General features: G+C 60.9%; 16 protein-coding genes and 5 pseudogenes. 14 read left to right on the forward strand and 7 right to left on the reverse strand.

Going from position 1 to position 25,124, the window contains the following annotated elements; all coding sequences use genetic code 11:
- Positions 1-395: 395 nt before the first annotated feature.
- From CIT37_RS34530 to CIT37_RS34550, 5 genes are all read left to right on the forward strand, one after another.
- Positions 396-1,376, forward strand: coding sequence for a hypothetical protein (locus tag CIT37_RS34530; RefSeq protein WP_014497925.1), 981 nt, complete (start codon positions 396-398; stop codon positions 1,374-1,376).
- Between the two features lie 2,013 nt (positions 1,377-3,389).
- Positions 3,390-4,079, forward strand: a complete 690-nt coding sequence (locus tag CIT37_RS34535; protein WP_011084649.1) for a response regulator — start codon at positions 3,390-3,392, stop codon at positions 4,077-4,079.
- A gap of 26 nt (positions 4,080-4,105) precedes the next feature.
- On the forward strand, positions 4,106-5,560 hold the full coding sequence (locus tag CIT37_RS34540) for a type II and III secretion system protein family protein (RefSeq protein ID WP_018647881.1): 1,455 nt from the start codon (positions 4,106-4,108) through the stop codon (positions 5,558-5,560).
- Between the two features lie 10 nt (positions 5,561-5,570).
- Positions 5,571-6,233, forward strand: a complete 663-nt coding sequence (locus CIT37_RS34545; protein ID WP_011084647.1) for a CpaD family pilus assembly lipoprotein — start codon at positions 5,571-5,573, stop codon at positions 6,231-6,233.
- 195 nt (positions 6,234-6,428) lie between these two features.
- Entirely contained in the window at positions 6,429-8,744 is a 2,316-nt protein-coding gene (locus CIT37_RS34550; protein WP_011084646.1) for a hypothetical protein, read from the forward strand.
- A 292-nt stretch (positions 8,745-9,036) separates the two neighbouring features.
- Here the strand turns inward: CIT37_RS34550 and CIT37_RS34555 are convergent, their stop codons facing one another.
- A complete protein-coding gene (locus tag CIT37_RS34555; RefSeq protein ID WP_244611381.1) occupies positions 9,037-9,708 on the reverse strand; it encodes a reverse transcriptase domain-containing protein in 672 nt (223 codons plus the stop codon).
- Between CIT37_RS34555 and CIT37_RS34560 the strand changes: the two genes are divergently transcribed.
- From CIT37_RS34560 to CIT37_RS34570, 3 genes are all read left to right on the forward strand, one after another.
- Complete coding sequence (locus CIT37_RS34560; protein WP_167456546.1) at positions 9,634-9,801, forward strand: hypothetical protein; 168 nt, start codon at positions 9,634-9,636, stop codon at positions 9,799-9,801. The two genes, CIT37_RS34555 and CIT37_RS34560, sit on opposite strands and share 75 nt — an antisense overlap.
- Positions 9,802-9,890: 89 nt before the next feature.
- Positions 9,891-10,145 (forward strand): ribbon-helix-helix protein, CopG family, encoded by a 255-nt coding sequence (locus tag CIT37_RS34565; RefSeq protein ID WP_223153759.1) that lies wholly within the window; start codon positions 9,891-9,893, stop codon positions 10,143-10,145.
- A 140-nt stretch (positions 10,146-10,285) separates the two neighbouring features.
- The gene (locus tag CIT37_RS34570; protein WP_244611325.1) at positions 10,286-12,034 is read left to right on the forward strand and encodes a recombinase family protein; all 1,749 of its coding nucleotides are present in this window, start codon (positions 10,286-10,288) and stop codon (positions 12,032-12,034) included.
- Here CIT37_RS34570 and CIT37_RS34575 read toward each other — a convergent pair.
- Positions 11,933-12,583, reverse strand: coding sequence for a reverse transcriptase domain-containing protein (locus CIT37_RS34575; RefSeq protein ID WP_244611326.1), 651 nt, complete (start codon positions 12,581-12,583; stop codon positions 11,933-11,935). The two genes, CIT37_RS34570 and CIT37_RS34575, sit on opposite strands and share 102 nt — an antisense overlap.
- Before the next feature lie 371 nt (positions 12,584-12,954).
- On the opposite strand from CIT37_RS34575, the pseudogene CIT37_RS34580 reads away from it, so the two are divergent.
- A pseudogene (locus CIT37_RS34580) lies at positions 12,955-13,395 on the forward strand (transposase); the annotation flags it as partial.
- A 793-nt stretch (positions 13,396-14,188) separates the two neighbouring features.
- On the opposite strand, the pseudogene istB (CIT37_RS34585) reads toward CIT37_RS34580, so the two are convergent.
- The 3 genes and pseudogenes from istB (CIT37_RS34585) to CIT37_RS34595 all read right to left on the reverse strand — a co-directional run bounded on the left by istB (CIT37_RS34585) (position 14,189) and on the right by CIT37_RS34595 (position 16,584).
- Positions 14,189-14,898 (reverse strand): annotated as a pseudogene (gene istB / locus CIT37_RS34585) (IS21-like element ISFK1 family helper ATPase IstB).
- A gap of 8 nt (positions 14,899-14,906) precedes the next feature.
- Positions 14,907-16,283 (reverse strand): annotated as a pseudogene (gene istA / locus CIT37_RS34590) (IS21-like element ISFK1 family transposase); the annotation flags it as partial.
- An 82-nt stretch (positions 16,284-16,365) separates the two neighbouring features.
- Complete coding sequence (locus tag CIT37_RS34595; RefSeq protein ID WP_161966259.1) at positions 16,366-16,584, reverse strand: hypothetical protein; 219 nt, start codon at positions 16,582-16,584, stop codon at positions 16,366-16,368.
- 324 nt (positions 16,585-16,908) lie between these two features.
- Here CIT37_RS34595 and CIT37_RS34600 point away from each other — a divergent pair.
- The 5 genes and pseudogenes from CIT37_RS34600 to CIT37_RS34620 all read left to right on the forward strand — a co-directional run.
- A pseudogene (locus CIT37_RS34600) lies at positions 16,909-17,739 on the forward strand (IS5-like element ISBj2_B family transposase); the annotation flags it as partial.
- Between the two features lie 184 nt (positions 17,740-17,923).
- Positions 17,924-19,438: an IS21-like element ISBj11 family transposase gene (istA, locus tag CIT37_RS34605; RefSeq protein WP_039228609.1), complete on the forward strand. Its 1,515-nt coding sequence runs from the start codon at positions 17,924-17,926 to the stop codon at positions 19,436-19,438.
- The gene (gene istB / locus CIT37_RS34610; RefSeq protein WP_018270204.1) at positions 19,435-20,244 is read left to right on the forward strand and encodes an IS21-like element ISBj11 family helper ATPase IstB; all 810 of its coding nucleotides are present in this window, start codon (positions 19,435-19,437) and stop codon (positions 20,242-20,244) included. The genes istA (CIT37_RS34605) and istB (CIT37_RS34610) overlap by 4 nt, the downstream gene beginning before the upstream one ends.
- 113 nt (positions 20,245-20,357) lie before the next feature.
- Positions 20,358-21,869 (forward strand): ISNCY-like element ISBj12 family transposase, encoded by a 1,512-nt coding sequence (locus CIT37_RS34615; protein ID WP_011084703.1) that lies wholly within the window; start codon positions 20,358-20,360, stop codon positions 21,867-21,869.
- A gap of 165 nt (positions 21,870-22,034) precedes the next feature.
- A pseudogene (locus CIT37_RS34620) lies at positions 22,035-22,562 on the forward strand (transposase); the annotation flags it as partial.
- A gap of 129 nt (positions 22,563-22,691) precedes the next feature.
- On the opposite strand, the gene CIT37_RS34625 reads toward CIT37_RS34620, so the two are convergent.
- Positions 22,692-22,898, reverse strand: a complete 207-nt coding sequence (locus CIT37_RS34625) for a hypothetical protein (protein WP_011084638.1) — start codon at positions 22,896-22,898, stop codon at positions 22,692-22,694.
- An 834-nt stretch (positions 22,899-23,732) separates the two neighbouring features.
- Positions 23,733-24,134, reverse strand: coding sequence for a hypothetical protein (locus CIT37_RS34630; protein WP_011084637.1), 402 nt, complete (start codon positions 24,132-24,134; stop codon positions 23,733-23,735).
- Positions 24,135-25,124: the final 990 nt, after the last annotated feature.

Here is a 25,124-nt window from a genome sequence, read left to right on the forward strand (position 1 = left end):
TGTAGTTCTCGCCTCTGCATAAGTAGACGATCTACGAACGCGCCTTTCGCCACCTCAAGCACCGGCTCGTCCATCTTGCTGCGCACGGGCTGTCTGCCTTAGATCACGCGTCCACAATGAAGTGGTGGGCGCGTCCTGGCGTGCCGATCCGAACAATCTCAGGCATCCAATAGCAGCCCAATCGAACACCAATGCCAGGAGGCAAACGGCAGCACCGATTTTGATCCGACGCTTCGCGCGACTTCCTTCCGGCTGGCTGTTCGCCATGCTGACTGACTCAATTCGACTCCGTCAAGAGCTGAAACTAAATGGCGCCCTCTCTGGTCTGTCAGCTTCTCGAAAGCTGCGCCTGCAACAATCTAGGCTGGCATCCGGCACTTCGAAGGGAGAGAGATATGAACGTTGATCCACGAAATGCTGTGGACACTCCCTTTGAGGTTCACAACGTGGTACAGCAGGCGCGCCGCGTCCATGGACAACAGGATGAGCTTGGCGCCGAGAGCAGCGCAACGGCACACAATTCCGAAGATCAAGCAAGCTTCGAGCAGCAGCTGAATGACTTGGATATAGACGACCTCGATTCGGCCTACCCGACGCCGCCTTCACTCTGCTTAGCGGCAAATTCCGCGACTGCCACGTCCTCGTCTGCGCCAGGCGAGGCCGCCTCGGAACCCGGTAGCTGCCCAGCCCCATCATTTGTCAGTGCCCGCGCTCAGCTTGCAGCAACACTGACAGGTGCCAATCTTGAAGTGCTTCGCAATGAGATCGACCTTGCCGTGCAGCAGGCGGCGCGCTGGTCACCGGCGAGCGCACCTAGCATTGACCGAGACGGCGTATTTGACGACGTCGTGAGGTCGTCTTATGTCACACTGCGGCGTTTTCAGAATCAGAATAGTGACTGCAAGCCGCATACGGACGAAAACACAAGCGCCATATTGCATGTTCGCAACACGGCTCGGGATCATTCTTCCATTGGAGATCATCCAGAGCGGTATCCTATTGACCGGGCGCGCCAAGCTGGCTGGCATATGCGCGGCAAGACAACAACATCACCCTTCGTATCGTTGGTCGAAGATCCGGCGAAACTCGCCGTTTCTCGCGATCATTGGGCGAGGGCGATCGCCAACAATGCGAACGCACTGCACACCTACACTGTTCCGAAGCACAGTGTCTGGACGCCAGACGACGTGATGAGCAGCATTGCGCTCAGAATGAATGCTGAAGACTACGACAACATCGATGCGGACGTCGATTTGATGTGCTCACTTGGCAGAACGCCAACGAAAGAGACCGAGCGCCTGTTCTTGGGCGGAAACTTGGAAAGCTACCGCACCGGCAGAGAAGAAAATCCCTATAAGCGCGAGAGCAATGAGTAGATGGTCTCTCGGCCAAACCGTTGGGCTGGTTCGTTGGTTTTCAAGCACCCAAACTCCCAAAAGAAAGACCTTGAAGCGGCGTACCAACTCCGCACACGCAGAACAGCTTAAGCTTATGCGGCGACCGGCGGCCCGATCAACTCGCCGGTCGAGCGGCAGAGCGGTTGGGTCTCCGACAAGATGCACTTCCGGCGACGCGAGGATGTCGGACAATCCTCCTCCTGTGCGCGCTCGTTGGAGCATCCCGGCGCCTTGGACATTGTGAGTTCGAACGACATACGAGCTCACGGCTGGCTGGCGGCTTTGGTGGAGTTACGCCGCTGAACGCGCTGCGTCCCTCTCTGTACTCGGTCTGAAATTGGCCGCGCGGTCAAGCAACAGGTGTTTCGGCCGCGATCGCATCGGGCATTCGCTCCCCGCGATAAGCCGCGCTGTTACAAGACAGCCGATCCGTCACCTGGATGCGTTCCATCAAAACAATCGATTTTGCGGAGCGCGCCTAAGAGGCTCATAGTCGATCGCAATATAAGGAGGCCGCATTCAAGATGACGTCTGGCAATCGATTCTCTCCTCAATCCCTTGCCGAACAACTTGGCTCGAGCGATCGACAGTCTTCACCTCGAACGTTGCTTCCTGTTCATCAAGTGGACGTCCACCTCTCGCCACGGTCTCCCCGCTAAATTGACACGCATGAGGCGGATCGGATCGCCCCGCTCCTGGTGTCATGGCTTACCCCGCTTGCCAAGAGCGCCTGCCTCTTCTGCACTCAATAGCGCTTCTGCGAGACGTTTAATTGGACGGACGAATGCTCACGGCTTTGTACACAGCGAGACGGACCGCCGCGCGCAGTTCGACGGCATGGTCGAACTGTGTCGCCGTTGCCTCACAACGATTCCAAACTGAAGGCACCCCGACAAAGAGCATTCAATTGCACTTGAATCTCACCTCGCGTCAGATTGTAGGATTTCCGACAGTCTCGCGACACAGTCCGCTCGTGTGAACTCTTCCTGACGGGTACCAACAATTGCGAACGTCTCAAAAACTCAATGCTCGGCCGATTCGGTTGATCACACTACCCAACTCCTCCTTTTTAGAGCTTGCATCGTTCATCTGCTCTGTGAGGGCTGGGCGAAGCGCCGTCTTCGCAGGCAGACCTGGATCCAGCGCGCGAGAACAACGCGGGCAGTCTTTGTTTCGCCTATGCCGACGAAAGGCAGAGTTCCTGAGCCGTGCACCCGATCCGACGACATGGAGCCGGCGTCGCCGCCTCAGACAAGGCACGACAGCAATGCCGCACGTAATTTGTCCTTCATTGGCAGCACTAGCTCAGTTGGGACGGAGAACGCCTCGGAAGCGACCGAGCATTGGAACGGTTGACATCTTACTTGGATAACGCCGGCAAACGAGAGGACGTCTGTCCCGAAGGACGCGTTGATCGTTTCGTCGCATCTCGGCCTTTTACGCCCCATTGGCCGGCACATAGCGCGCGAAGTGTCTTTAGCGCGGAACACTTGCAATGCCGCGACTTGACGGCACTACGGCCAACAGCCTCGCAAGACTGACCGCGGATCAAGACGAACTGGGAAGTATTCAATGTCGGTTTCGCAAGCCTGTTCGACGACAAATACAGCTGATCTCGCCCGTGCCTTGCTTTCGCTGGGGCAGTCTCGCGCGATCACTACCGCTAGCATTCGCGCAGCGCATGCAGGCATTGCTATGTGCCGCCCACAGATGCATCAGTGCGCCGCCAGGGCTCTCAACCCCGTAAGTCATCGCAGAGCTCTTGCCAACATAACGGATATGTTGAGCTGCGCCGCCCGCCCAGGCGACCCGCCGCGAGCCGTCACATATCCGATGTCAATGGATGCGCATGCATCGGTCGCCTGCCAACAAGCTCTTGCGGGTCGTCTACGGCTTTTCGAATTCATGCCAGACCGGCAGCATCCAGTCGCCGGATCTCTTGGTCAACCCTAACACGCTCAAGTCTTGCCGAGGACGGACGAGAGGCGATGGATGCGAATTCTCCTGGTTGATCATCATGCGGACTTTGGCCGCGCTGTGAAGGCAACGCTCGTGAATTGCGGGTTCGCGGTGGACGTGACGCCCACGCTGGATGAGGCGTCAGCCGCGCTGGATTGCGCAAACTACCACCTCGTACTGCTGGAGTCCGTCTTGCCGGATGGGGATAGTTTGGACTGGTTGAAGCAGTTGCGGCGCGAAGGACGATCAATGCCGGCAATGATGATGAGCAGTCTCAATGATCTCAGCCGCCGGATCGCGACCTTCAATGCGGGAGCGGATGATTTCCTGCCCAAGCCTGTGTCGATCGACGAACTCATCGCTCGCATGCGGGCCATTTTGCGAAGGTCAACGCAAATGACGGCGCCGGTCGTGACATTCGGGAATCTGCATTTCGATCCGATCGCCAGACAAGTCTCGGTGGGTGGCCGGATCCTGAGGATTGCTCGGCGTGAGGTGTGCATTCTCGAGCATCTGCTCAATCGCGCCGGCCGCACTGTGCCGCGCGCTTCGCTGGAAGATAGCTTGTACGCGTTCGATGACGAGGTTTCGACCAATGCGCTGGAAGTCGGGATTTATCGCTTACGCGCGCATTTGAACCAGGCGGGTGCGACGCTCAGAATCAAGACCGCGCGCGGCGTCGGTTACACTCTTGAACTCGTTGGCACAGCATCGGCTGCCTAGCAGCGTCACTTAAAGGCAACAATCGCTTGAAGGTCCTTAATAATGCCGCCGGCGCTACCCAGCCGCCTGCGATCACCAACCCACAACGCTCTGCCGCTCTCAATCGTCTCTGCTACCTCCTATGCGGATTTGCTTTGCTGTTTCCGCTTGCGGCCTCAGCCGAGACCAAGCGGGACGGCAAAGGAGAGATGCCACGTGCGGCACCCGGCAGCACCACGGGCACGCTCAATATTACCTCGTCACAGGGAAAGACGGTGCATTTGAGCGCACCGGCGGCGACCATTTTTGTCGCCGACCCTGCAATTGCCGATTATCAAGCTCCGTCGAGCAGTACAATTTTCGTGTTCGGCAAAAAGTCCGGGCGGACGAGCCTGTTCGCCCTCAACGAAAACGGCGAGGCTCTTGCCGAGCTGCGTATTGTCGTAACCCAACCACTCGAGGATCTACGGGCCGCGCTCAAGGCCGAGGTCGGCGACTATCCAATTCAGGTCAGCTATACCCCGCGCGGGGCGATCCTTAGCGGTATAGCGCCCAATGCCGATGTCGTTGAGGCTGCGAGGAAGGTCACTGAGCAATTTGTTGGCGCGGGCGCCCCGGTCGTCAACAAGATCCAGGTCGCCGGCTCACTGCAGGTAAATCTCAGCGTGCGCGTAGCAGAAGTCTCCCGCACCGCCGTCAAGGATCTCAACATCAACTTCACCGCCTCGGGCCCAAACGGCGCTTTCCTTGCCACCGGCAAACCGGGAGGGTCCGGCAGGGCTGGCGGCGGCGGCACGATTGGGATCGGGTTTAGCACCGGCAATATCAACCTCAGCGCTGTTCTCGACGCTCTCGCCAGTGAGCACCTCGCCTCAATCCTGGCTGAGCCGAACCTGACGGCAATGTCCGGCGAAGCCGCAAGCTTCCTCGCCGGCGGCGAGTTTCCGATCCCAGTCATGCAGGACAACAGGCAGGTTTCGGTCCAATTCCGGCAGTTCGGCGTGAGCTTGGAATTCGTCCCGACAGTGCTCAGCAACAACCAGATCATTGTCCGTGTGAAGCCCGAAGTCAGCGAACTATCGACCGAAGGCGAAGTCAAGATCAATGGTATGGCGGTTCCTGCCCTCTCGACGCGGCGGGCGAGCACCGTGGTCGAGCTCGCCAGCGGCCAGAGCTTTGCAATCGGCGGCCTCATCAGGCGCAACTTCAACACTGATATCGGCGAGTTTCCCTGGCTCGGCGACGTACCGATCCTTGGTGCGCTTTTTCGCTCTTCATCGTTTCAAAAACGCGAAACCGAGCTAGTTATCGTTGTTACACCTTACATCGTACGGCCGGGATCAAATCCAAGCCAGATAAGTATTCCGACCAACCGCATCGCACCGCCATCAGATGCAGGCCGCATCTTGACGAACACGGTGGCACGGCCGCCTCAAGGCCGCGATGCGCCGCGCGCGAGCGCACCGGGACTGACGGGCAACGCCGGCTTTATCATCGAATGAGGATCGACATATGAACATGCGATATTTGTCCCATTCGATTGTCCTTGCCGCAATATTGGGGGGCTGCGCAAATACTGCGTCGATCCATCCCAATCCTGCCGAACAAGGAGTCCAGGTCGAACAGAAAAAGCGTGTCTTGCTTCTGCAGAGCCTCCATGCCCTCGAAAAGCTTCAGCTGCGTAATTTTATCGCCGACGCAAGTGGTGGCCGGCGGGATGCGCTCCATGTGGATGTCAGCGGCTCCCATAAGCTCATTGCGCAGGTGGCGCACGAAGCACGCGCCATGGGGGTTGTTCCCTCTAACATCCGGCTGTCCGCTTCTCCCCTCAATTTATCGGGCCGTTCCGCCGTCAGGATCGAGGCGATTACGTTTGAAGCGCATCTTCCGAACTGTCCGTCGCTTTTGATCGCAGGACCAGCAGTGGACGACAATTCGTTCGAACCGACTCTTGGTTGCTCGACCAAAAACAACCTGGGAGTGATGGTGAACGATCCGCTCGACCTGGTTGATAATCGGTCTGTCAGCACGGTAAATGGCGATCGCGCCGCCGCTCCTCTTGCTAGTCACTCTACTCTCGCAGCGCGCAACAAGGGCAACGGAGAAGATGGAGCAAGCACGACAGCGCCGGACGCAGCGGGACCAACAACACAGAATGTGCAGCCGCTCCGATAGGCGCTTTAAGCGCTTGTCGGAACCTACTGTGCAGCACCTGGCGCTCAGGCGCACGAGCGATGCTGCAAGGCGCAGAGAAGGCAATTGCGAGCCATCATTTATCCTTTCATTCTACCTTTCCGCTTGGCGATGTCAGGTTTTGGAAAGCAAACGTGAGTAGCGAAATAGCGAGAGAGCGAGCCCTGCGGACTGAACATGGACCGATTCAACACGATCAACCCAGCCGATAAGGCGTCCGCTGCGTCGGATGCCGCCGTGGAACAGCCGGATCAAAAGCATGTGGCGTTTGAGCAGCACCTGGCAGGCGTGCGAGAGGCGGGCCCTGTATATCCGCACGCGGCGCTTCATGATGTCACTGAGGAAGACGATCACCTCATCCAGGCGGCATCGGCCGCTGCTCTCAATGGAGGGCCGCCGCCGAGTGAGACCACCGTCAAAATTTATGATCGTCGGCTTCGCAAATTCGCCGAGGGGCTGAAGAAGTCCGGCAAATCAATTGCTGGGCTCGATGACGATGCCTTACTCGCTAACGCTAGGAAGCTGCTGCCAAACGACAGGGTCATCGCGCCAGCATTGTTAATGATCAGTCGGTACCGCGAGCCCGACGCCAACGCTCGCCCCCTCTCAACACATTATCGTCCTTCCAGGGAAGATGAGGGTCTTATCAGGGATGCCGCCGAGGCAGGTTTTGGTCGACAGATCGGCAGGAAAACGGCCGAGAGCTATGCGAGCGGACTGCGGAAGTTGGCGGTAGCGCTCCGACCCTTGTCCATTGCCGACCTCAGTGATGATAAACTGCTCGGACACGCGGATAGGTTGTTCCCGAAGGACAAGATGCTCATCTCCGCCTTGAATGGCCTTCGGGACTATCGCGCCATTACCCTGCAGACCAATTTAGGCGGAGAAGGAGGCAGTTCGCGCCAGGTCATCCAGCCGTCCACCCCCTCAGCTATGCCGGCCGATGAGCAGCCGATTGGGGACGATGCAGATGAGCGCAGCTCACGGCCGCCGGGGTTCAATGCTCCGCAGGTCTGGCATGGAGTGGGGTTGGCCGTCCATTCGCCTACGGAAAGTGTCGCCCAGGACGTGCTTTTCGATGCTGCAGAAGCCGAGAGCTTCTTGCCGGCGACCATGCTTGGGCCAACGGTCAGTTCAATGGTTCACTCGCCGGTGCAAAGTGTCGATCAGGAGGCGCTTTTCGATGCCGCGGATCGTGCGAACCTTTTGTCGGCGGCGACCTCCAATGCGCCGGTACCTTGGCCAACGATGAGTCCAACCATTCCCTCGCCGGTGCAACGTGTCCCTCGGGACGCGCTTTTCCATGCCGAGGGTCGCGAGAACCTCTTTCGCGCGCTGACCTTCGATGCACTGGTGCCTGGTCCAATGATGAGTTCAATCATCCACTCGCCGGTGCAAAGTGTCCCTCAGGACGCGCTTTTCGATGCAGCGGACCGCGAGAACCTTTTGCCAACGCCGACCTTCGATGCGCTGATGCCTTGGCCAACGATGAGTCCAACCGTTCCCTCGCCAGCGCAGAGTGTTGCTCAAGAAGCGCCTTTCGATGCCCCTGCTTGGCATCCGAGCTTGCGGCAGCCCGATTTCGCCTCTGAAGACCACTCTGGACAGATGATGAACGAAGGCGCTGCGGCGCAGACCACCCTTGAGCAGACGATCGCAGCAGCCGGCGAAGCCTTTGATGCGTCTTTGAGCGTTCCCGAACATTTCTCCCACGGGACTCAGGCCGCGCCGAATATGATGCACAGGCTTCGCCGCTGGGGCCTCTTGCCGGATGCAGCACAGCGGGTAAAGGCCTACGACATTCGAGGTGAGCGCTATATGGCCGTCTTGGGACCGGGAGGGCTCAACGATGTTCAGCTCGTCCATCTGCTGTCGCCCGCTGTCGGCGATACGTTTGATGTTTCTTTCGCCGTTCCCAAGAATTTTTCCCATCGCACCCAGCCGGCCCCCGACGAGATGCTGTCCAAGTTAGGCGAGTGGGACTTCTTGCCTGTTGTGGAACATCCAATCATGAACTTTGAGATCGGCGGCGAACGCTACACGGCCATCTTGGGACCGGAAGGGCCCAAGGACGTTCAGCTCATTCATCACCCTCGGCCCGCTTTGCCGGGCGAAGCTAGGCCTGCGGCACTGAGGACTTCCTCAGATATCTACGGCGGTCTTGCGCCAGGGCTTGATTCGGCGGCTCCGTTCGAATGGAGTAGGGACGCTCCCTCGGCGCTGGCGCCGAACCTTCCTCTGCCGTCTGCCGCACCTGCATCAGGCCATCAGCCAGTCCCGCAAGTGCCTGAACTGGGAGAGTTCTTGGGCGACGGCTGGACGCACGCCTCCCAAGAGGCTTCGCCCGCCGTGATCGACATATTGCAGAATCTAGGCCTTCTGCCGAGCCGGGACGTCCCAATGACCGCTTTTTTTATCCACGGTCAGCTCTACACGGCAGAGAGCCTACCGGGAAGCCGCGTTCTTCTCTTCCATCAGCCACAATTTGGCTGAATGAGGGGCTCGTCGGCACCTCGGACAGCTGTTCAGGCGGACCTAAAACCACGTCTGATCCTCCTTCCGGAGATCTTAGAAGCACGCTTCAACGATGCCGGGCGGTGAGCAAATCCGACCTTTCCAGTGCCACCATGATCTCAAGCAGCTATCGATCAAGTAAGCATTCGGCAGCACCGCACTCTGCAGAGCAAGAGAGGCGCGGTCGAGTAGCTCAGCCATTTGGCTTTCGCCCTCACAGATCCGGGCGGGCGGATTTCCCGCACCCGGCTCTTCCCGAGGGTAACCCGCGTCATATCCGCGCCTGCGCCCAAGTGCGAGTGATGCGTGGAACGGGCAGAGGGAAGCGTGCCGTCAGGGTGTCGAACTCCGACCAGCCCATGCGCCGACTTTTCTGGCTGCGTCGTCTCAGACAACGTAGCCAGATCCGACGCACTTCGCGGTAGAAGCCGTTGAGCGCTGGATAATTGTGCGGCCTGCCATAGTAGCCGTAGTGCCCGCGCAGTGCGGCGGCGAACCGCTCGTGCTGCGTGGCCAGTGGCGCGTGCATGAGCCGCCAGGCGTCCTGGCGCAACGCCGTCAGCTTGCGCGTCAGGCGTTTCCCTTCCGTCTTGTGCTTCACGATGAACCGGCCATCTCGGGTCCGCCCGCAGTAGTGGGTGAAGCCGAGGAAGGCGAAGGTCTCTGGTCGCCGCTCGCCGCGCCGCTGACGCGAGACGGCCGCGAACCGGCCAAACTCGATCAGCCGCGTCTTGCCCTCATGAAGCATCAGGCCAAAGCTGGCCAGCCGCACCTTGAGGGCCAAGAGCATTTCCTGCGCATCTGCCTTGCTCTCGAAGCCCATGACGAAGTCGTCCGCATAGCGCACGGTCACGACGCGACCGCGGGCATGACGACGACGCCATTGGTGGGCCCAGAGATCGAGGATGTAGTGCAGGAAGATGTTGGCAAGGAGCGGGCTGATGGCTCCCTGAACGCAAAAGATAACTTCCGCTTTGAACGCGTCATCGTCGGCTGGCGTGATAGAGCCGTTGTTGATTTGAGACGCAAAAGGTAATACCGTTATGTCATATGATTCGATCGACGCAAGCGCAGAAAGCCGAGCGGCTGAGGGCGGCGCGACGCTTGCTCGCGAAGAAAATCGGCATGGCGGAGGCGGCCTTGGTGCTGTCGCGCGAAAGCGGCTTGTCGCTGCGGCAGGCCTATCGCTATCTCGAAGTGGCCAAAAGCAGGGAGCGGCTCCTTCCCGCGCCGCAGCCATCAGTGACGCTCTCCCTGAAGATGCCGGCCGATCTTGCCCAAAAACTCCAGACGCATGCGACGGCTTCCAGGCTTTCGGCAAGCGAGGTGATGCGCCGAGCGGTGGCCGCTTATCTCGCGTCTGTCCGCGAAGATGGCTGAGCGGCGAAAAAAACGCGACGTTCGACTCGAATTTGCGTTCGATCGCCTCGTCGCCGTCAAACTTGAACAGGTTTACGAAATTCTCGTTCCAGATCAGGTGCGCTTCGCGCGCGCTGGCGCCGATGTGACGGGAGGCGAAGATGAAGACCGCCGCGATTTACGCCAGAGTGTCGTCGGACAAACAGAAGGAGGAGAACACGATCGCCAGTCAGACGAGCGCGCTGATCGCTTTCGCGCGCGAGCAGAACTGCGACGTGCCGGCGGAATGGGTGATCGAAGACGACGGCTATAGCGGCGCGAGCTTGTTGCGCCCCGGACTTGAACGACTGCGCGACCTCGCCGCAGAAGGGCGGATCCAAGCCGTGCTCGTCTACGCTCCCGATCGGCTGAGCCGGCGCTATGCGCATCAAATCCTTCTTATCGAAGAGTTCGCGCGCGCCGGCGTCGAAGTCTTGTTCATTCGCTCGAGACGGGCAGCGACGCCGGAAGACGAGCTGCTGCTGCAGTTTCAGGGCATGATCGCCGAATATGAACGCGCGCAAATCCTGGAACGGTCGCGGCGAGGGAAGCGCCATCGCGCCCTTCAAGGCCAAGTGAGCGTGCTTTCCGGCGCTCCGTTTGGCTATCGCTACAAGCGCAAGACCGATCACTCTGCCGCCTATTATGAGATCGACGAGCGACAGGCCGGTATCGTGCGCTGGGTCTACGAGCTTTACACCGCAAAAAGCCACAGCATCGGCGCCATCACGCGCCTGCTCAATGAGCGCCAGATTCCGACAGCCAAAGAAACAGGCCGCTGGGAGCGCTCGACGGTCTGGGCGATGCTGCGCAATCCCGCGTATAAAGGAACGGCCTGCTTTGGCAAGACGCGGATCGCGCCGCGCATGCGTGTGACGCGGCCGTTGCGATTGCGCGGCGGCGTCGCTCCTCGCAATAGCGCAAATCATGAGCTTCCTCGCACAGAGTGGATCGAAATCCCTGTGCCGACCATCATCAGCGAAGAGACCTTCGCATTGGCGAACGAGCTTTTGGAAGCCAACAAGAAGCATGCCCCGCGACGCACGATCACGCCGAGCGCCCTGCAAGGATTGTTGAGCTGCGCCAAATGCGGCTATGGGCTCTATCGCACCTCGACCAGGTCGAGCGCTCGAACCATCCATTACTACCGCTGCTTGGGCTCGGATGGCTGGCGCCGGCTCGGCGGGCCGGTCTGCGACAGTCGCCCGACGCGCCAGGATTTGCTGGACGAGGTGGTATGGAAAGAGATCGCGCGTTTACTTGAAGACCGACAGCTCATCGAAGACGAACTTGAGCGCCGGCTCAAGGCGGCGCGCAACTCCGATCCCACACAGCGCCGGGAGGAAACGCTTCGCCGCGATCTTGCGCGTTCCCGGAAAAGCATCGAGCGTCTCCTCACGGCCTATCAAGAGAGCCTTCTCTCACTTGAAGAGCTGCGCAGTCGCATGCCCGATTTGCGTAGCCGCGAACAGGCTTGCTTGTCGGCGCTGCAGGCGATCGAAGACCAATCGCAGGAGCAGGAGGTTTGTCTGCGTCTCGCTGAATCCGTGACTAGCTTCCTCGAGCGCCTCCGCTCGTCCGTCGGCGCGCTCGATATAATCGAACGCCAACGCGTGCTGCGCCTTCTCGTGAAGGAAGTCCTCGTTGGCGACGACAAGATCGTCATCCACCACTCCATCCCCCTCCCACCCACCCCTCCCGGTGGAAAGGCGCCCGGCGCCGCCAATAGCTCCGTGACCGCTCCCCCACCGCAAAGTTATCTTTTGCGTTCAGGGAACCATGCCTGCCCCTTGCGGCGTGCCCCTGTCCGTCTCTCGCTTCTCGCCGCTCTCAAGAACACCGGCCCGCAGCCACAGCTCGAGGAGCCGTAGGATGCGAGGATCGGCGATCCTGTGCGCCACCATCCGCAACAGCCACTCGTGGTCGACCGAGTCGAAGAAGCTGCGTATGTCGGCATCGAGCACCCAGTTCACACGCTGGCTCATGATCGCCGTATGCAAGGCATCAAGCGCCATATGAGGATTCCGCCCCGACCGGAAGCCGTAGGAGAACCCAAGGAAGTCGGCCTCATAGACGGCGCTCAACACCTCGGCCACCGCGCTTTGGACGATCTTGTCCTCGAGCGCCGGCACACCGAGAGGCCGCTTACCGCCATCGGCTTTGGGGATGTAGACTCGCCGCACCGGCTGTGGCCGGTAGCGACCAGTGTGGACCCGTCCGCAGAGGTCGCGGATGTTATCCGTGAGCCCCTCTTCGTACTTCGCCATCGTTACCCCATCGACCCCCGCGCTGGCCTGCCGCTTTTGTCGTCGAAACGCCCGAAGCAGAGCGTCCTCGTCGATGTGGTGCAGCAAGGCCGTGAACCGGGTTTGGGCAGCCCGCTTGGCCGCCGCGTTCACCCGATCGAGGTTCGGCGGCAAGGCAACCCGGCTCTGTGTCCGGACCCTGGCCTTCTCGCGCGGGCTCCCCTCGGGCTGGCCCCTTCCCTCCATACGTCTCGTTTCCTTCGACGACTTCACAGGTACTATGGACCAGTCCGACTCCCGACCTCAGCTCGGACCGCGGCTCTGGCAGTGCCTCGCCGCTGTCCCCCACTGGAGACCAATCCAGTGGACCCGATCGGGCCTCTCATGTTCCGATGATTGCCTTCCATGCGTGATGCGGCCATCGACCCCGACGGAGCGGCATCGTCTCGCATAACGACGATGCTCATGCTGCCTTCGTGACTAGGGAACACACTCGGCCTCCGGCTGATGGCGCTGGTGGTCGAAGGCATGACCGGCGCGGCATGTGCAGTGAGATCGGCGACAACGTGAAGGCCTTCCTCAACCGCCCGCTCTAGGGCGATCGGCCCTATCTGTGGATCGGCCACGTACGTGAAGCTGCGTCAGCAGGGGCGCATCGTCTCGGTCGCGGTGACCATCGCGTCGAGTTAACAGCGACGGCCGGCGTGAGGCGCTCGGCATTGACGTCGGCCCATCCGAAGCCGAGACGTTCTGGGCCGCGCTCCTGCGCAAGCTCGTCCGCCGCGGCCTGCGGGGCTACGGGCTCGTCGTCTCCGATACTCATGAGGGATCACGGCCACGGTCGGCGAAGTTCTCAACGCCACTAGCGCTGCCGCGTCCACTTCATGCGCAATGCGCTGGCACGTGCCGGCAAGAGCGCACGGCGCCTCGTCTCCGCCTTCATCGCCACGGTGTGCGCCCAGGACGATGCCGAGGACGCGCGGGCGTAATGGCGCTGCGTCGCCGACCAGCTCCGCTCCCCTGCCAAAGCGCGGCGCCTTCCTTGCAGCGCCGGATCCGCTACTGACGGGCAATGCACGGCGGCGGGCAGGAACTCATCTTCCGTCAGACCTCCGGCTCTTGCGATTGATTTGATACGCAAGCGGCTGACCGCTGGCGTTGTCACGTGACGATCTCCTTCATCCCGCTAATCCCGAATCTTTTTCGATTCGCCTGTGCGATGTAGTGCGCGGGCTTCTTCGCCATGTTTCTGAACTTGGCCACTCTAGAATCAGAAATGCCGTCAGTTGCGAGTTCCTTGCGTGCAATGAAAATTCAGATCGAAGCCCGTAGCACGAGTAAGTACGCGGCAACGGGCGGTGCTCCCGCCGCTCTTCGTAAATATGAATGTGCATCACGTCTTCGACCTCTGGACCCACGAGTGGAGAAGCAGCGGCAGCTATGCCGGCGGCAGTCTTATGGGCTTCGAAATAAAACCGAGGTCCTACGCCTTCTCGACGCCCTGCGTGAGCGAATAGCGGAGTTCGGTCTTTCGCTAAATGAGGAGAAGACCCGGATTCTGAAATTTGGACGGTACGGGGCCGAGCGCCTCTCGCGCCGGGGCAACGCCGCCCGAAGACGTTCGACTTCCTCGGGTTCACGCACATCTGCGCGGTGCACCCAACGAAATCCGCACTTCACAATGCGGATTTCACGGATCGTGAGCATCGATTTCGCGCGATCGTGAGCACTGAATTCAGACGATCGTGAGCAGCCCGCTACGGCCGATGGGAGATAGAGTCAGTGTTCTGGTTGGCCGTCAAGGGTGATGGTTTTGGCGCTGCGTTTTCGCATGCTTTCTCCGGTGAGCTGGAGGCGGTGGGCGTTGTGGACGAGGCGATCGAGAATGGCGTCGGCGACCGTGGGGTCCCCAATGGCTCCATGCCAGGTGTCCACGGGAGCTGACTTGTGACGATGGTGGATGCGCGGCCATGTCGGTCCTCGAGGATTTCGAGCAGATCGCGGCGTTCCGCGGCGGTGAGCACCGATAGTCCCCAATCATCCAAAATCAGAAGCTGAGCGCGGCCGAGGCTTTTGAGGAGCCGGGCGTAGCGTCCGTCTCCGCGCGCGAGCGCGAGCGCCTCGAACAGCCTTGGAACGCGATGATAGAGGACTGATCGGTTGTCGCGGCAGGCCTTGTGGCCGAGCGCGCAGGCTAACCAACTTTTGCCCAGGCCGGTTGCCCCGGTGACGAGCAAATTCTCGTGGCGATCGATCCAGCGACCTTCGACGAGTTTGGCGAAAACGGCGCGGTCGATGCCCCGCGGGGTGCGCAGATCGACGTCCTCGACGCAAGCAGTCTGGCGCAGTGCGGCGATCTTGAGGCGCGTGGTGAGCCGCCTGGTGTCGCGTTCGGCGGCTTCGCGGTCGACCAACAGGCCGATGCGATCTTCGAACGGCAGGGCTTCGAGATCGGGCGATCGGCGCTGCTCCTCGAAGGCCTTGGCCATTCCGGTCAGTCGGCGCCGTAGCTTTTGACGAGCGCCAGAATGCCAAGGCAGGTTCGAAAGCCTTGTTCTGGATGGGGCCGGGCGTCGATCGCGGCCTGGAAAAACGCTGCTGTCGAAGGACCGATCCGCTCGCCGGCGGCGATCACCGCGGCGGGGGTCCATTTGCCGTAGCGGCGATGGGCGCTGGGCATGTGGTCGGCGATGGTGGTGTGTCCGCGTCGGTTGGGCGCGCGGGCATGGCTGGCGATCCGCTGGCCCTTGTGGAAGATCTCGACCGTCCGATCGTCGATACGGGCATCGACCAGCTCGCCAATCAGACGATACGGCGCGGAGTACCAATGGCCGTCGACCTCGACATGATAATCGGGAGCGAGGCGGCAGCGCTTCCAGCGTGCGAAGGCATAAGGCTGATCTGGCAGCGGGGTTAGCTTGGGTTTGTCGAGTTCGGCAAACAGTTCGGCGCGGCTTGAGCCGAAGCCACGCATTTGACGAGCATTGAGTTCGTCGACGAGTGTCTTGATGGCGGCGTTGAGCTCGGCCCGGGAAAAGAAGCGCTGATTGCGCAGCCGGGCCAGAATCCAGCGCTGGGCGATTTGCACCGCGACCTCGACCTTCGCCTTGTCTTTTGGGCGCCGCGGCCGTGCGGCGAGAATGGCGGTGCCGTAATGGCTCGCCATCTCGGCATAAGTGCGATTGAGGCCGGGATCGTAGCGGTCGGGGTTGCTGACGGCGGCTTTGAGGTTGTCGCAGACCACGAACGTCGGCGTTCCGCTCAAAAACGTGAACAAGTTGACGTGGGCCCGGATCCAGTCGGCCAAGCTCTCGCTGGGGCAGGCCTCGGCGTAGGTGTAGTTCGAAGCGCCCATCGCCGCGACGAACAGCTTCATCGGCTGCACTTCCCCGGTCAGGGGATCGACGATGTCGATGGTGTCGCCGGCGAAATCCACGAACACCTTCTCGCCGCCCAGATGAATCTGCCGCATCGAAGGTCGGACCCGCCCCTTCCAGGCCTCGTAGGTAGTGCAGAACCACGTGTACCCGAAACCGTCGGGATTAACGGCGCGATACTCCTCCCAGAGCAGGCGACGGGTTACGTTGCGCCGGCGGAGCTCTTTATCGATGTAGCTCCAGTCGGGCACCGGCCGCTGCGGGCTCTGAGACGCTGGTCGTGGGGCCGGGAAAAGCAAAAGCTCCAGGTCTTCATCGGTCATTCCCTCCGGAAGCGGCCAGCTCAACCCAGCAGAGCGGGCGCGGCTCAGGTAGCTGTGCACAACGCCGTTGCTGACGCCCACGCTCCGCGCGATGGCCCGCTCTGGCAGGCCTTGAAAATGTTTTAACCGAAGGACTTCCTTGATCCGGCGCATCGACAATCTCTGGGTAGGCATTGGACTTCCTCGTTAACCACGAGGTCATCCCTAAGCCGGTTGAGTTGTCGGCCGAAGCGCTGCAAGGCTCCGAAAGCCTTGCTCACGATCCTGCGAAATCGTTGCTCACGATCCCCTGAAATCCGCGCTCACGATCCCGCGAAACGCGCATCACAATCCGACGGGTGACAATCGACTCCCGCAATGCCAGGATGGCACGATACGACACGGCGTAACGAACCGCCGCCAGGCGTTCATCGTTGATACCGGCGCGTGGCTCCGCCGCGTGTTGCAGGGATACCTGAACTACGACACCATTCACGGGACTCTGATACGGGCTCGCGCCTTGGCCCGGTGCGATGCTTACGCGCTGGCCCGCCGAGCGACCACAGCGCGTTCTGCAGACCCTCGGCCAGGGCGACGAAGCTCTCGCCCCAGGACTGGTAGTCGCCTCACGTGTCTCGGCGATCAGCTTCGGATGTTGTCCGTGAACAAGCCTCCAAGCACTTGATTGAGAGTCTGTTTTCCGGTTGCGGCGGCATTTGAGATTGCAGGGGATTGGGGCTTCACAGCAAAAACCTGCAATTTCGATTTTGGATTTCCCTGCCGCTGCGAACCGTGATTCTGTGCTGCATCGGAGGGACCGATGCGACCAAAGAAGCACAGGACGACAGGCTCGAACGATCTGTTCCGGTCCCGGCTGGACCAGATCATCAACATGCGACACGAGCTGGTTCTGCTCGCCGGCAGGGTCGATCGGGACTGGATCGACGGCGAGATCGCGCCGCTCTACAGCGACAACGGCAGGCCGGGTATCGCGACCCGCTTCATGATCGGATTGCTGCTGCTCAAGCACATCTACGAGGGGGTGTGCGAGCGCTGGGTCCACGATCCGTACTTCCAGTTCTTCACCGGCGAAGAGTTTTTCCAGCACGTTTTCCCGCATGAGCGCTCAGACCTGAGCCACTGGCGCAAGCGGCTCGGCGACAAGCTGGAGCGGTTGTTGGCCGAGAGCCTTCGCGTGGCGCACGCGAGCGGTGCGTTGCGCAGCCAGGACCTCAAGCGGGTCACGGTCGACACGACCGTCCAACCGAAGGCCATCAGCTTCCCGACCGACGCCAAGCTGCTGCATGCAGCGATCCGCGGGTTGAACCGCCTGGCGAGGAAGCACGGGGTCAGGCTCCGGCAATCCTATGTTCGCGTGGCCAAAAGCGCGGCGATGATGGCGGGCCGCTACGCTCATGCCAAACAATTCAACCGGCATCAGCGACAGCTGCGCATCCTGCGCAGCCGGCTGGGCCGGATCATCCGCGACATTCGCCGCAAGACCGAGGGCCAGGCCGCATTGGAGGGGGCATTCGCCCTGCCGCTGAGCCGAGCCACCCAGATCGGCTCGCAGCAGCAGCGCCAGCGCGGCTGGAAGTTGTATTCCTTCCATGCTCCGGAGGTCGAGTGCATCGGCAAGTGCCGCGCGGCGAACAGGATGGAAGTGGAGCGTCGACCATGATGAGAGGGCTACGCCGGGCTCGTGACGCAGGGAGGGCGTAGCCCGACCGGAGTTACGAGCCCGGCGTCGGCGCGATCCACAGCGGACCGCGCCGACTGGTGATCGCGGCCGGCTGGTTATGCAAGTGGTTCTTCCGCCAAGAGGAATCACTCGCGTGCCAGGCCGACACATTACCGATCACCAAATGAGGCTCTACATGAAGTACCGTCAGACCGATAGCCCACCCGTGGCCGCCGCCAAGGCTTCGTTCAGCACCTCGACCGCTTACCGGATCGAGAAGGATCGACGCCTTCCGTCGCAGAAGAAGGCTCCCCGCGGCCGTCGCCGGCCAGATCCCTTGGCCCGCGTATTTGAGACAGATATCGCGCCGATGCTGAAGGCCGCCCCCGGTGTGCGGCCGGTCACGATCTTCGAGGAGTTGCTCCGACGCCATCCCGAGCTCGGCGCCGGCATCCGTCGCACGCTGGAGCGCCGGATCCGGGCCTGGCGGGCGATCCACGGCGAGGAGCAGGAGGTCATCTTCCGCCAGACCCACGAACCCGGTCAGCGCGGCCTGTCCGACTTCACCGACATGGGCGAATTGGGTGTCACGATCGCGGGCGTACCGCTCGACCATCGTCTCTATCACTTCCGGCTGGCCTATTCCGGGTTTGAGCACGCCCATGTCGTGCTCGGCGGTGAGAGCTTCGTCGCTCTGGCCGAAGGCCTGCAGAATGCCTTGTGGTCACTCGGTGGGGCGCCACGGGAGCATCGCACCGACAGCCTGTCGGCCGCCTTTTGCAATCTCGACCGCGACGCCAAAGACGATCTGACGCGGCGATACGAAGACCTCTGTGCCCATTACGGCATGCGGCCTTCCCGCAACAATCGTGGCATCGCCCACGAGAACGGGGCGATCGAGAGTTCGCATGGTCATCTCAAGCGAGCGATCGGCGACGCGCTGTTGCTGCGTGGCACCGCCGACTTCGACGATCTAGCTGCCTATCGTGGCTTCATCGATGAGATCGCCAGCCGCCGCAATGCCCGCAACGCCAAGCGGATCGACAGTGAACGTAGCGCACTTCAGGATCTGCCGGACCGCCGCACGTCGGACTATGAAGAGGTGATCGTCCACGTGACGTCGTCCGGCGGCTTCACCTTGCGCAAGGTGTTCTACACGGTGCCGTCGCGCTTGATCGGCCATCGGCTGCGGGTGCGCCTGTATGACGATCACCTCGACGTGTTTGTCGGCGGCACGCATCTCCTCACCTTGCCGCGCGGGCGGCCGCATCCCAATGGCAAGCACGATCAGGTCGTCGATTATCGGCACGTGATCCATTCCTTGCGGCGCAAGCCGATGGCGCTCCTCAACCTGGTCTACCGCGACCAGCTGTTCCCCCGGGAAGCTTACCGCCGAGCCTTCGACGTCTTGCGCAAACGCTTACCGGACAAGAAGGCCTGCCGGATCATGGTCGATCTCCTCGCACTCGCCCATGAGCGCGGTTGCGAGGCCGAACTCGCCAATCAGCTCACGGCTGACCTGAACGACGGCCGGCTGCCCGACCTCAACCGGCTACGTACTCACTTCGCCCCGGATCCCGCCCAGGTGCCGAACGTCGTGGTACGCCTCGCACCGCTCGCCACCTATGAATGCCTCATCGGTACCGCCGAGATCGGAGGCGCCGCATGAGCACAACCAACGTAGTCGACACCGCGCGCCTCAATCTGTTGCTCAACGAGCTGCGGCTGCCCGCCATCAAGGCGCTGTGGCCGCAATTTGCCGAGCAATCCGATAAAGAAGGCTGGCCGGCGGCGCGCTTCCTCGCCACCATTGCCGAGCACGAGATCGCTGAGCGCGGCCGCCGCCGCATCGAGCGCCATCTCGTCGAGGCGCGGCTGCCTACCGGAAAGACCTTTGACAGCTTCGACTTCGAGGCCGTGCCGATGATCTCCAAGGCGCAAATGACCGCACTCGCCGCCGGCGACGGCTGGCTCGGCAAGGGCGCCAATCTGCTGCTGTTTGGTCCGCCCGGTGGAGGCAAGAGCCACTTGGCGGCAGCAATCGGCTTGGCCCTCATCGAGAACGGATGGCGCGTCCTGTTCACCCGCACCACCGATCTCGTGCAGAAGCTCCAGGTGGCTCGCCGCGAGCTCAACCTCGAGGGCGCCATCAACCGCCTCGATCGCTTCGATCTCGTCATCTTGGACGATCTTGCCTATGTCACCAAGGACCAGGCCGAGACCAGTGTGCTGTTCGAGCTCATCAGCGCACGCTACGAGCGACGCTCTTTGCTGATCACCGCCAATCAGCCCTTTGGAGAATGGAACAAGGTCTTTCCGGACCCAGCTATGACCCTCGCGGCGATCGATCGCCTTGTTCACCACGCCACCATCGTCGAGATGAACGTCGAGAGCTATCGCAGGCGGACTGCCCTCGAGCGAAAGCGTGGTCCAGGGCGGCCACCGGAGCACGCGACACAAAAAACGCTCGCTTGATTGACGCTCCGCGACAATCAAAGCCGCATTGCCTCGCCTTAATTGTTACCGGATCCTAAGCCGTTGCCTCACGTAAATTGCTCCCCTGGACCGGGAACGAGCGAGGGGCGGAGATGGGGTGGCTAAGCATGGCAACGCGGAAGGAACTGACGGCGGCGGCAGGCGTGCGCTATCGGCGGTCGGATCGCGCGAAGAAGGCGCGGATATTGGACGAGTTCGTCGACATCACCGGATTCCATCGGAAGCATGCGATGCGTCTACTTCGAAACCAGGAAGGCGTACATCCGGGCCGACGGGCGCGACGTCGGATATATAATGAAGCAGAACACACCGCACTCGTGCTGCTTTGGGAGGCGTCAGACCGCATCTGCGGGAAGCGACTGAAAGCATTAATGCCCGCGCTGATTGAGGCGATGGAACGGTACGGGCACCTCGACCTTGCCCCTGAGATTCGCACCAAACTTTTGGCGATGAGCGCTGCGACGATCGACCGCGCCTTGGTGCGGGTTCGAGAAAAATTGGGTCGCAAGCGCCGGCGGCACGCGGGGCATTCCCTGCGTCGCAGTATTCCAATACGGACTTCGGCAGATTGGAATGATCCGGCGCCGGGATTCGTCGAGGCCGACCTTGTAGCGCATAGCGGTCCATCTGCGCGCGGCAGCTTCATCCAGACCCTCGTGCTCACCGACATTGCTACCGGCTGGACAGAGTGCGCACCTCTGATCGTGCGCGAACAGACGCTGGTGAGCACGGTGCTGACGGAATTGCGCAAGCAATTGCCTTTTGCGCTGCTCGGCTTCGACACGGACAATGACACCGTGTTCATGAATGAGACGTTGAAGGCCTACTGCGAGGCGGCCAACATTGTCTTCACGCGTTGCCGTCCCTACCGGAAGAATGACCAGGCGTTCGTCGAGCAAAAGAACGGCGCCGTCGTGCGCAGGATGGTCGGCTATCGTAGGTTCGAAGGCCTGGAGGCGGCCAAGCTACTGGCGGAACTCTATCGGTCAGCGCGGCTGTTCGTAAACTTCTTCCAACCTTCGTTCAAACTGTTAGCCAAGCAGCGCGACGGTGCTCGTGTACGTAAGACATACAGCGCGCCGGCAACACCCCACCAGCGCCTGTCAGCGGACGCCCGCACGCCTGATGCGGTCCGCCACCATCTCCAGGAAATCTATACCGCTCTCGATCCGGTCACGTTGTTGCGCGACATCCGCGACGTGCAGGAGCGCCTCGCGGCGCTCGCGGATATCCAACCATCCGCCCATCCTGCTGCGGCATCACAATCGATTGATCGCTTCCTGGCAAGCCTGCGAACGGCCTGGAAGGACGGCGCCACGCGCCCGACGGATCGGCCAATCGTGAAGGCTAAAAGGGGCCGGCGTCGTCCCGATCCGCTTATCCGGGCAACGTCAGATTTGAGAAAATGGTTTGAAGCCGAGCCTTGGCGGACCGGCAGCGAACTGCTCTCGCGCCTGCAGGTGGAATATCCTGGAGACTATCCGAACAAGCTTCTTCGAACCCTTCAACGTCGGTTGAAATCCTGGCGCAGCGAGCAAGCGAATGCGCTGCTGTTTGCTTCAGAAAAAATGCCGCCAGGGCATGAGGTCACAACACCCCAATGACGTGCGAGGTGCCAGCGGAGGAGGCCGGGCGCTCCGAAACCCCGGCCATCTCCGCACCCGGCCTCCTCCTCAACTCAGGCCAGGAGCAAAATAAATGAGGCAACTGATCGCGCCCGGGAGCATCGATATGTGAGGCAATACGTCTTCCGACCCAGATCGTCGCGCTATATCGGCAAGGGCAAGGCCGCCGCGCCCTATGAGTTCTGCGTGAAGGCCTCCATCGTCACCAACAACCAAAGAGCTCCGGGCGGCTTGTTCGTGCTCCACGCCTGCTCGCTGCCGGACAACCCCTACGACGGTCACACCCTTCGCAACGTCATCGAGCGCACCGAGAGCCTCACCGGCTGCCCGATCGAACGGGCCTATGTCGACAAGGGATATCGCGGCCACGACACACAAAATCCCCGCCGCGTCTTCATCTCGGGCCAGAAGCGCGGCGTCTTCGGCGTCATCAAGCGCGAGCTACGCCGCCGTTCCGCCATCGAGCCCATCATCGGACACATGAAGAACGAAGGTCACCTTGGCCGCTGCTATCTCAAAGGCCGCGCCGGAGATGCCGCTAACGTTCTCCTCTCGGCCGTTGGCCACAACCTCCGCCGTGTCCTGGCTTGGCTCAGAGACCTTTTGTCCCTCTTCCTGCTCTCACTCTGGCCAACGCTCAACTGTCCAGTTCAGCCCAATTCGGCTTATTAACGATCGACTCGGATCGCAGGCAGCGCGGGCGACTCGCCGCCTTGGCTGACTTCAATCGGGAGCTAGTTCAGTTTCTGCGGAGAAAAATCTCGTGTTCCGAGCCTGGCGGCCCGATACCGGCTGTTTAGTTCACGTCCCCGAGAGTAAGACTTTTATTTGGCTCAGATCCGGATGGGGCAGAAGCTTGTGCAAACCCATTCGCAACTTGAGGTCTTCCGGCGCCCACGGATCTCCCTGCTGCCAGCTCGGGGGCACATAAAGAGACAAACTTGGCAGCGGCTGGTTGCGCCGCACTTGCGGCGCATAAGGCGAGGATGTTGAGTTGAAGCCGTCCATGTTCCACCCCCTGAACGCTTAAAGCCGACTACAGAAGGTCAGCGACAGGAAACAGCGCGGGCGCGGCCTGGCGCCTACCGACCTGGGGGGCTGGATAAAGGCACTATCCCTGCCGCTCCGCGCTGCCGTTGAGTTTAGCGGAAAGCGTGACTCGGCGCTGACCGTTCTGGATAGATAGCGCTGTCCCTGCCACGTCCCGTTAACCACAACGGCTCTGTATCCGGGCTGGCTTACTGAAAGCTGACGAGACCCGGCAATTCCCAAAACGAAAGCGGCCCGTGTGGGCAAGTTGCAGTCAAGCGTGAGAACGACGTTCCGGCGGCACGCTTGGTACCACGTCAGCCTGAGCATTCGCCAGCTAGCAGCTCCGGTGTCCAGCGCCCGGCCTGCCGGAGGGCCGCAGGCGGTGGCCACCAGAAGGGCCTCTTCCTTGTCGTTGAGTTCGCGCTCTGCCCGGTAGGCGGCTCTTCGCTCTGGTTCTCCGCCAGGTTGCCTTCGACAAAAACGTCGAAGGGTGGGAGACCGCCAAGTGGCCGACGCCCAGGCTTGTGGCGATCACGTCATCACTCATCCCGGCATCGGCCGCCAACCGGATCTGCGCCCCCTTGAGCGGACAGCGGTTGCCTGCCTCCGCCTAAGAAAAGCTCTATTCGACAAAAAGAGAGGTATCTATGGCAAACGAATCTTAGATAACTCGCGGCATCTTGAGTTCAGAGCAATCGTGGGATTTGGCGGGTGAGCTGAAGCCACTAAAGCGACCCACACCCTCGTCAGTGGGCGACATATGCCCTCGGCTCTGGAGGAAGTAGCTGCGATCGGGCTCTTATCGCAAGCTCAGTGAAGCGCCTGCCTTCCCGCGGGTGATGGCTGTGGCTTGAGATGATCCAATATCTTCGAGCCGGCGCTGAACGACCTCGACCAGAATTTCTCCAGAAAATCCAGGTGACACCGCAACAGCTCCGAGGAAGTTTTGGAGTCCGCGATATCCTTCAGAAAGGTGGCCTGATCGTGCAGGGAGGAAGCCGCCAAACCTAGTCCGTCCTTCAGGGCCGCAGCGAACAGGTTGCTTGTCGCTTCAATCGAGCTCTGCCATTCCCGAAAAGTAAATGGAATAGGCGATGCGGCTGTCGTAGATTTCCCAGCGCCATCGGCGGAAGCGCCAGATATCAGAGCCGGGTCGTGCCCGACATGTGGCCGCCGCTCGCGTTTCTCGTCTTCGCTTGCATTCGGTGCCATTCGAGATCTCCTAGCTTGAAGGGCTTATAACGTACTAAGTTGTTCGCCGCTCATTTCGATCATCCCCTACAAGGTACCACAATTGCCAACACGCGATACCTACCTCATTTGGTAACGTGGCAGCAAAGGAGGCAGTGAACGCGATACGGCCAGAGCCCATAGGCTGTAAAGCGCGCGTCCGTGTGCTGTCGCTTTGCCCACCGGTGCCGGCCCAGAGGCTGAGAACTGGGGCGATCGGATGGAGGATGGTGCCGGCTGCGCGTAGATGGCTGGCGGCGGCAAAGTCGGTGAGCGCACGTACATGGAGCAGCAATCAACATTCAATAATTGTTTAAGATTCTCCAAGCCGCTGGAACGGGCGATCGCTTCTACCCTGCTTCGAAGGCTTCACTGGCAGCCTGCTCGGCCTGTTGACGGCCCTGCCCTCTGAGCCAACGAGCGCTTCTGGACGGGCCACATGAAAGCGACTTTGAATCGCGGTGGATGCCCTCGACGGCTGGAAGCCGATTCGGCCGGCTGGCGTATATGATCTATTAGAACCATCTCGGCGGCTCGCGCAACCAGGCGACCGCCAGGCACTTAACCGCCGCGGCACCGCTATACGGGATCATCCAGAGGTTCTTGCCGACCGAATGCGAAATCCATGCTTCGATACGACGAGCTAACTGCCGGCGCAAACTTGCGATGTTCGGCGAAGCTTGTCCGGTGTCAGCTAGCGGGTTGGGTTAGGTGAAGCAATAGACGTTGCAAGCACCCCGCGCGGGAAAACGGCGTTGATGGACAATGGCGGCAATACCCTTGCGTCTCGAGTTTAGCTGGAGGCTTGCTTTTTCTCTCGCACGCAGGCTTACGTCCTGTGGCTCTCGAACGTGTGCGGCGCAATGTGGCACTCGGGCGATCTTGAGACGTATAAACGCTGTGATCGTATGAACTTGTAGCAGCGCGGCTCGAGATAGACGACCAGAGACATGCTCCAGATGGCACCGTCCC

The organism is Bradyrhizobium ottawaense, assembly GCF_002278135.3.
GTDB classification, from domain to species: Bacteria; Pseudomonadota; Alphaproteobacteria; order Rhizobiales; family Xanthobacteraceae; genus Bradyrhizobium; species Bradyrhizobium ottawaense.

Bases quoted from the DNA above. Each gene is read 5' to 3' on its own strand.
- CIT37_RS34545 (WP_011084647.1), top strand. From the start codon at position 5,571: ATGAACATGCGATATTTGTCCCATTCGATTGTCCTTGCCGCAATATTG.
- CIT37_RS34570 (WP_244611325.1), top strand. From the start codon at position 10,286: ATGAAGACCGCCGCGATTTACGCCAGAGTGTCGTCGGACAAACAGAAG.
- CIT37_RS34615 (WP_011084703.1), top strand. From the start codon at position 20,358: ATGGGGTGGCTAAGCATGGCAACGCGGAAGGAACTGACGGCGGCGGCA.
- CIT37_RS34560 (WP_167456546.1), top strand. From the start codon at position 9,634: ATGACGACGACGCCATTGGTGGGCCCAGAGATCGAGGATGTAGTGCAG.
- CIT37_RS34630 (WP_011084637.1), bottom strand. From the start codon at position 24,134: ATGGCACCGAATGCAAGCGAAGACGAGAAACGCGAGCGGCGGCCACAT.
- CIT37_RS34530 (WP_014497925.1), top strand. From the start codon at position 396: ATGAACGTTGATCCACGAAATGCTGTGGACACTCCCTTTGAGGTTCAC.
- istB (WP_018270204.1), top strand. From the start codon at position 19,435: ATGAGCACAACCAACGTAGTCGACACCGCGCGCCTCAATCTGTTGCTC.
- CIT37_RS34565 (WP_223153759.1), top strand. From the start codon at position 9,891: ATGGCGGAGGCGGCCTTGGTGCTGTCGCGCGAAAGCGGCTTGTCGCTG.
- CIT37_RS34535 (WP_011084649.1), top strand. From the start codon at position 3,390: ATGCGAATTCTCCTGGTTGATCATCATGCGGACTTTGGCCGCGCTGTG.
- CIT37_RS34550 (WP_011084646.1), top strand. From the start codon at position 6,429: ATGGACCGATTCAACACGATCAACCCAGCCGATAAGGCGTCCGCTGCG.
- CIT37_RS34625 (WP_011084638.1), bottom strand. From the start codon at position 22,898: ATGGACGGCTTCAACTCAACATCCTCGCCTTATGCGCCGCAAGTGCGG.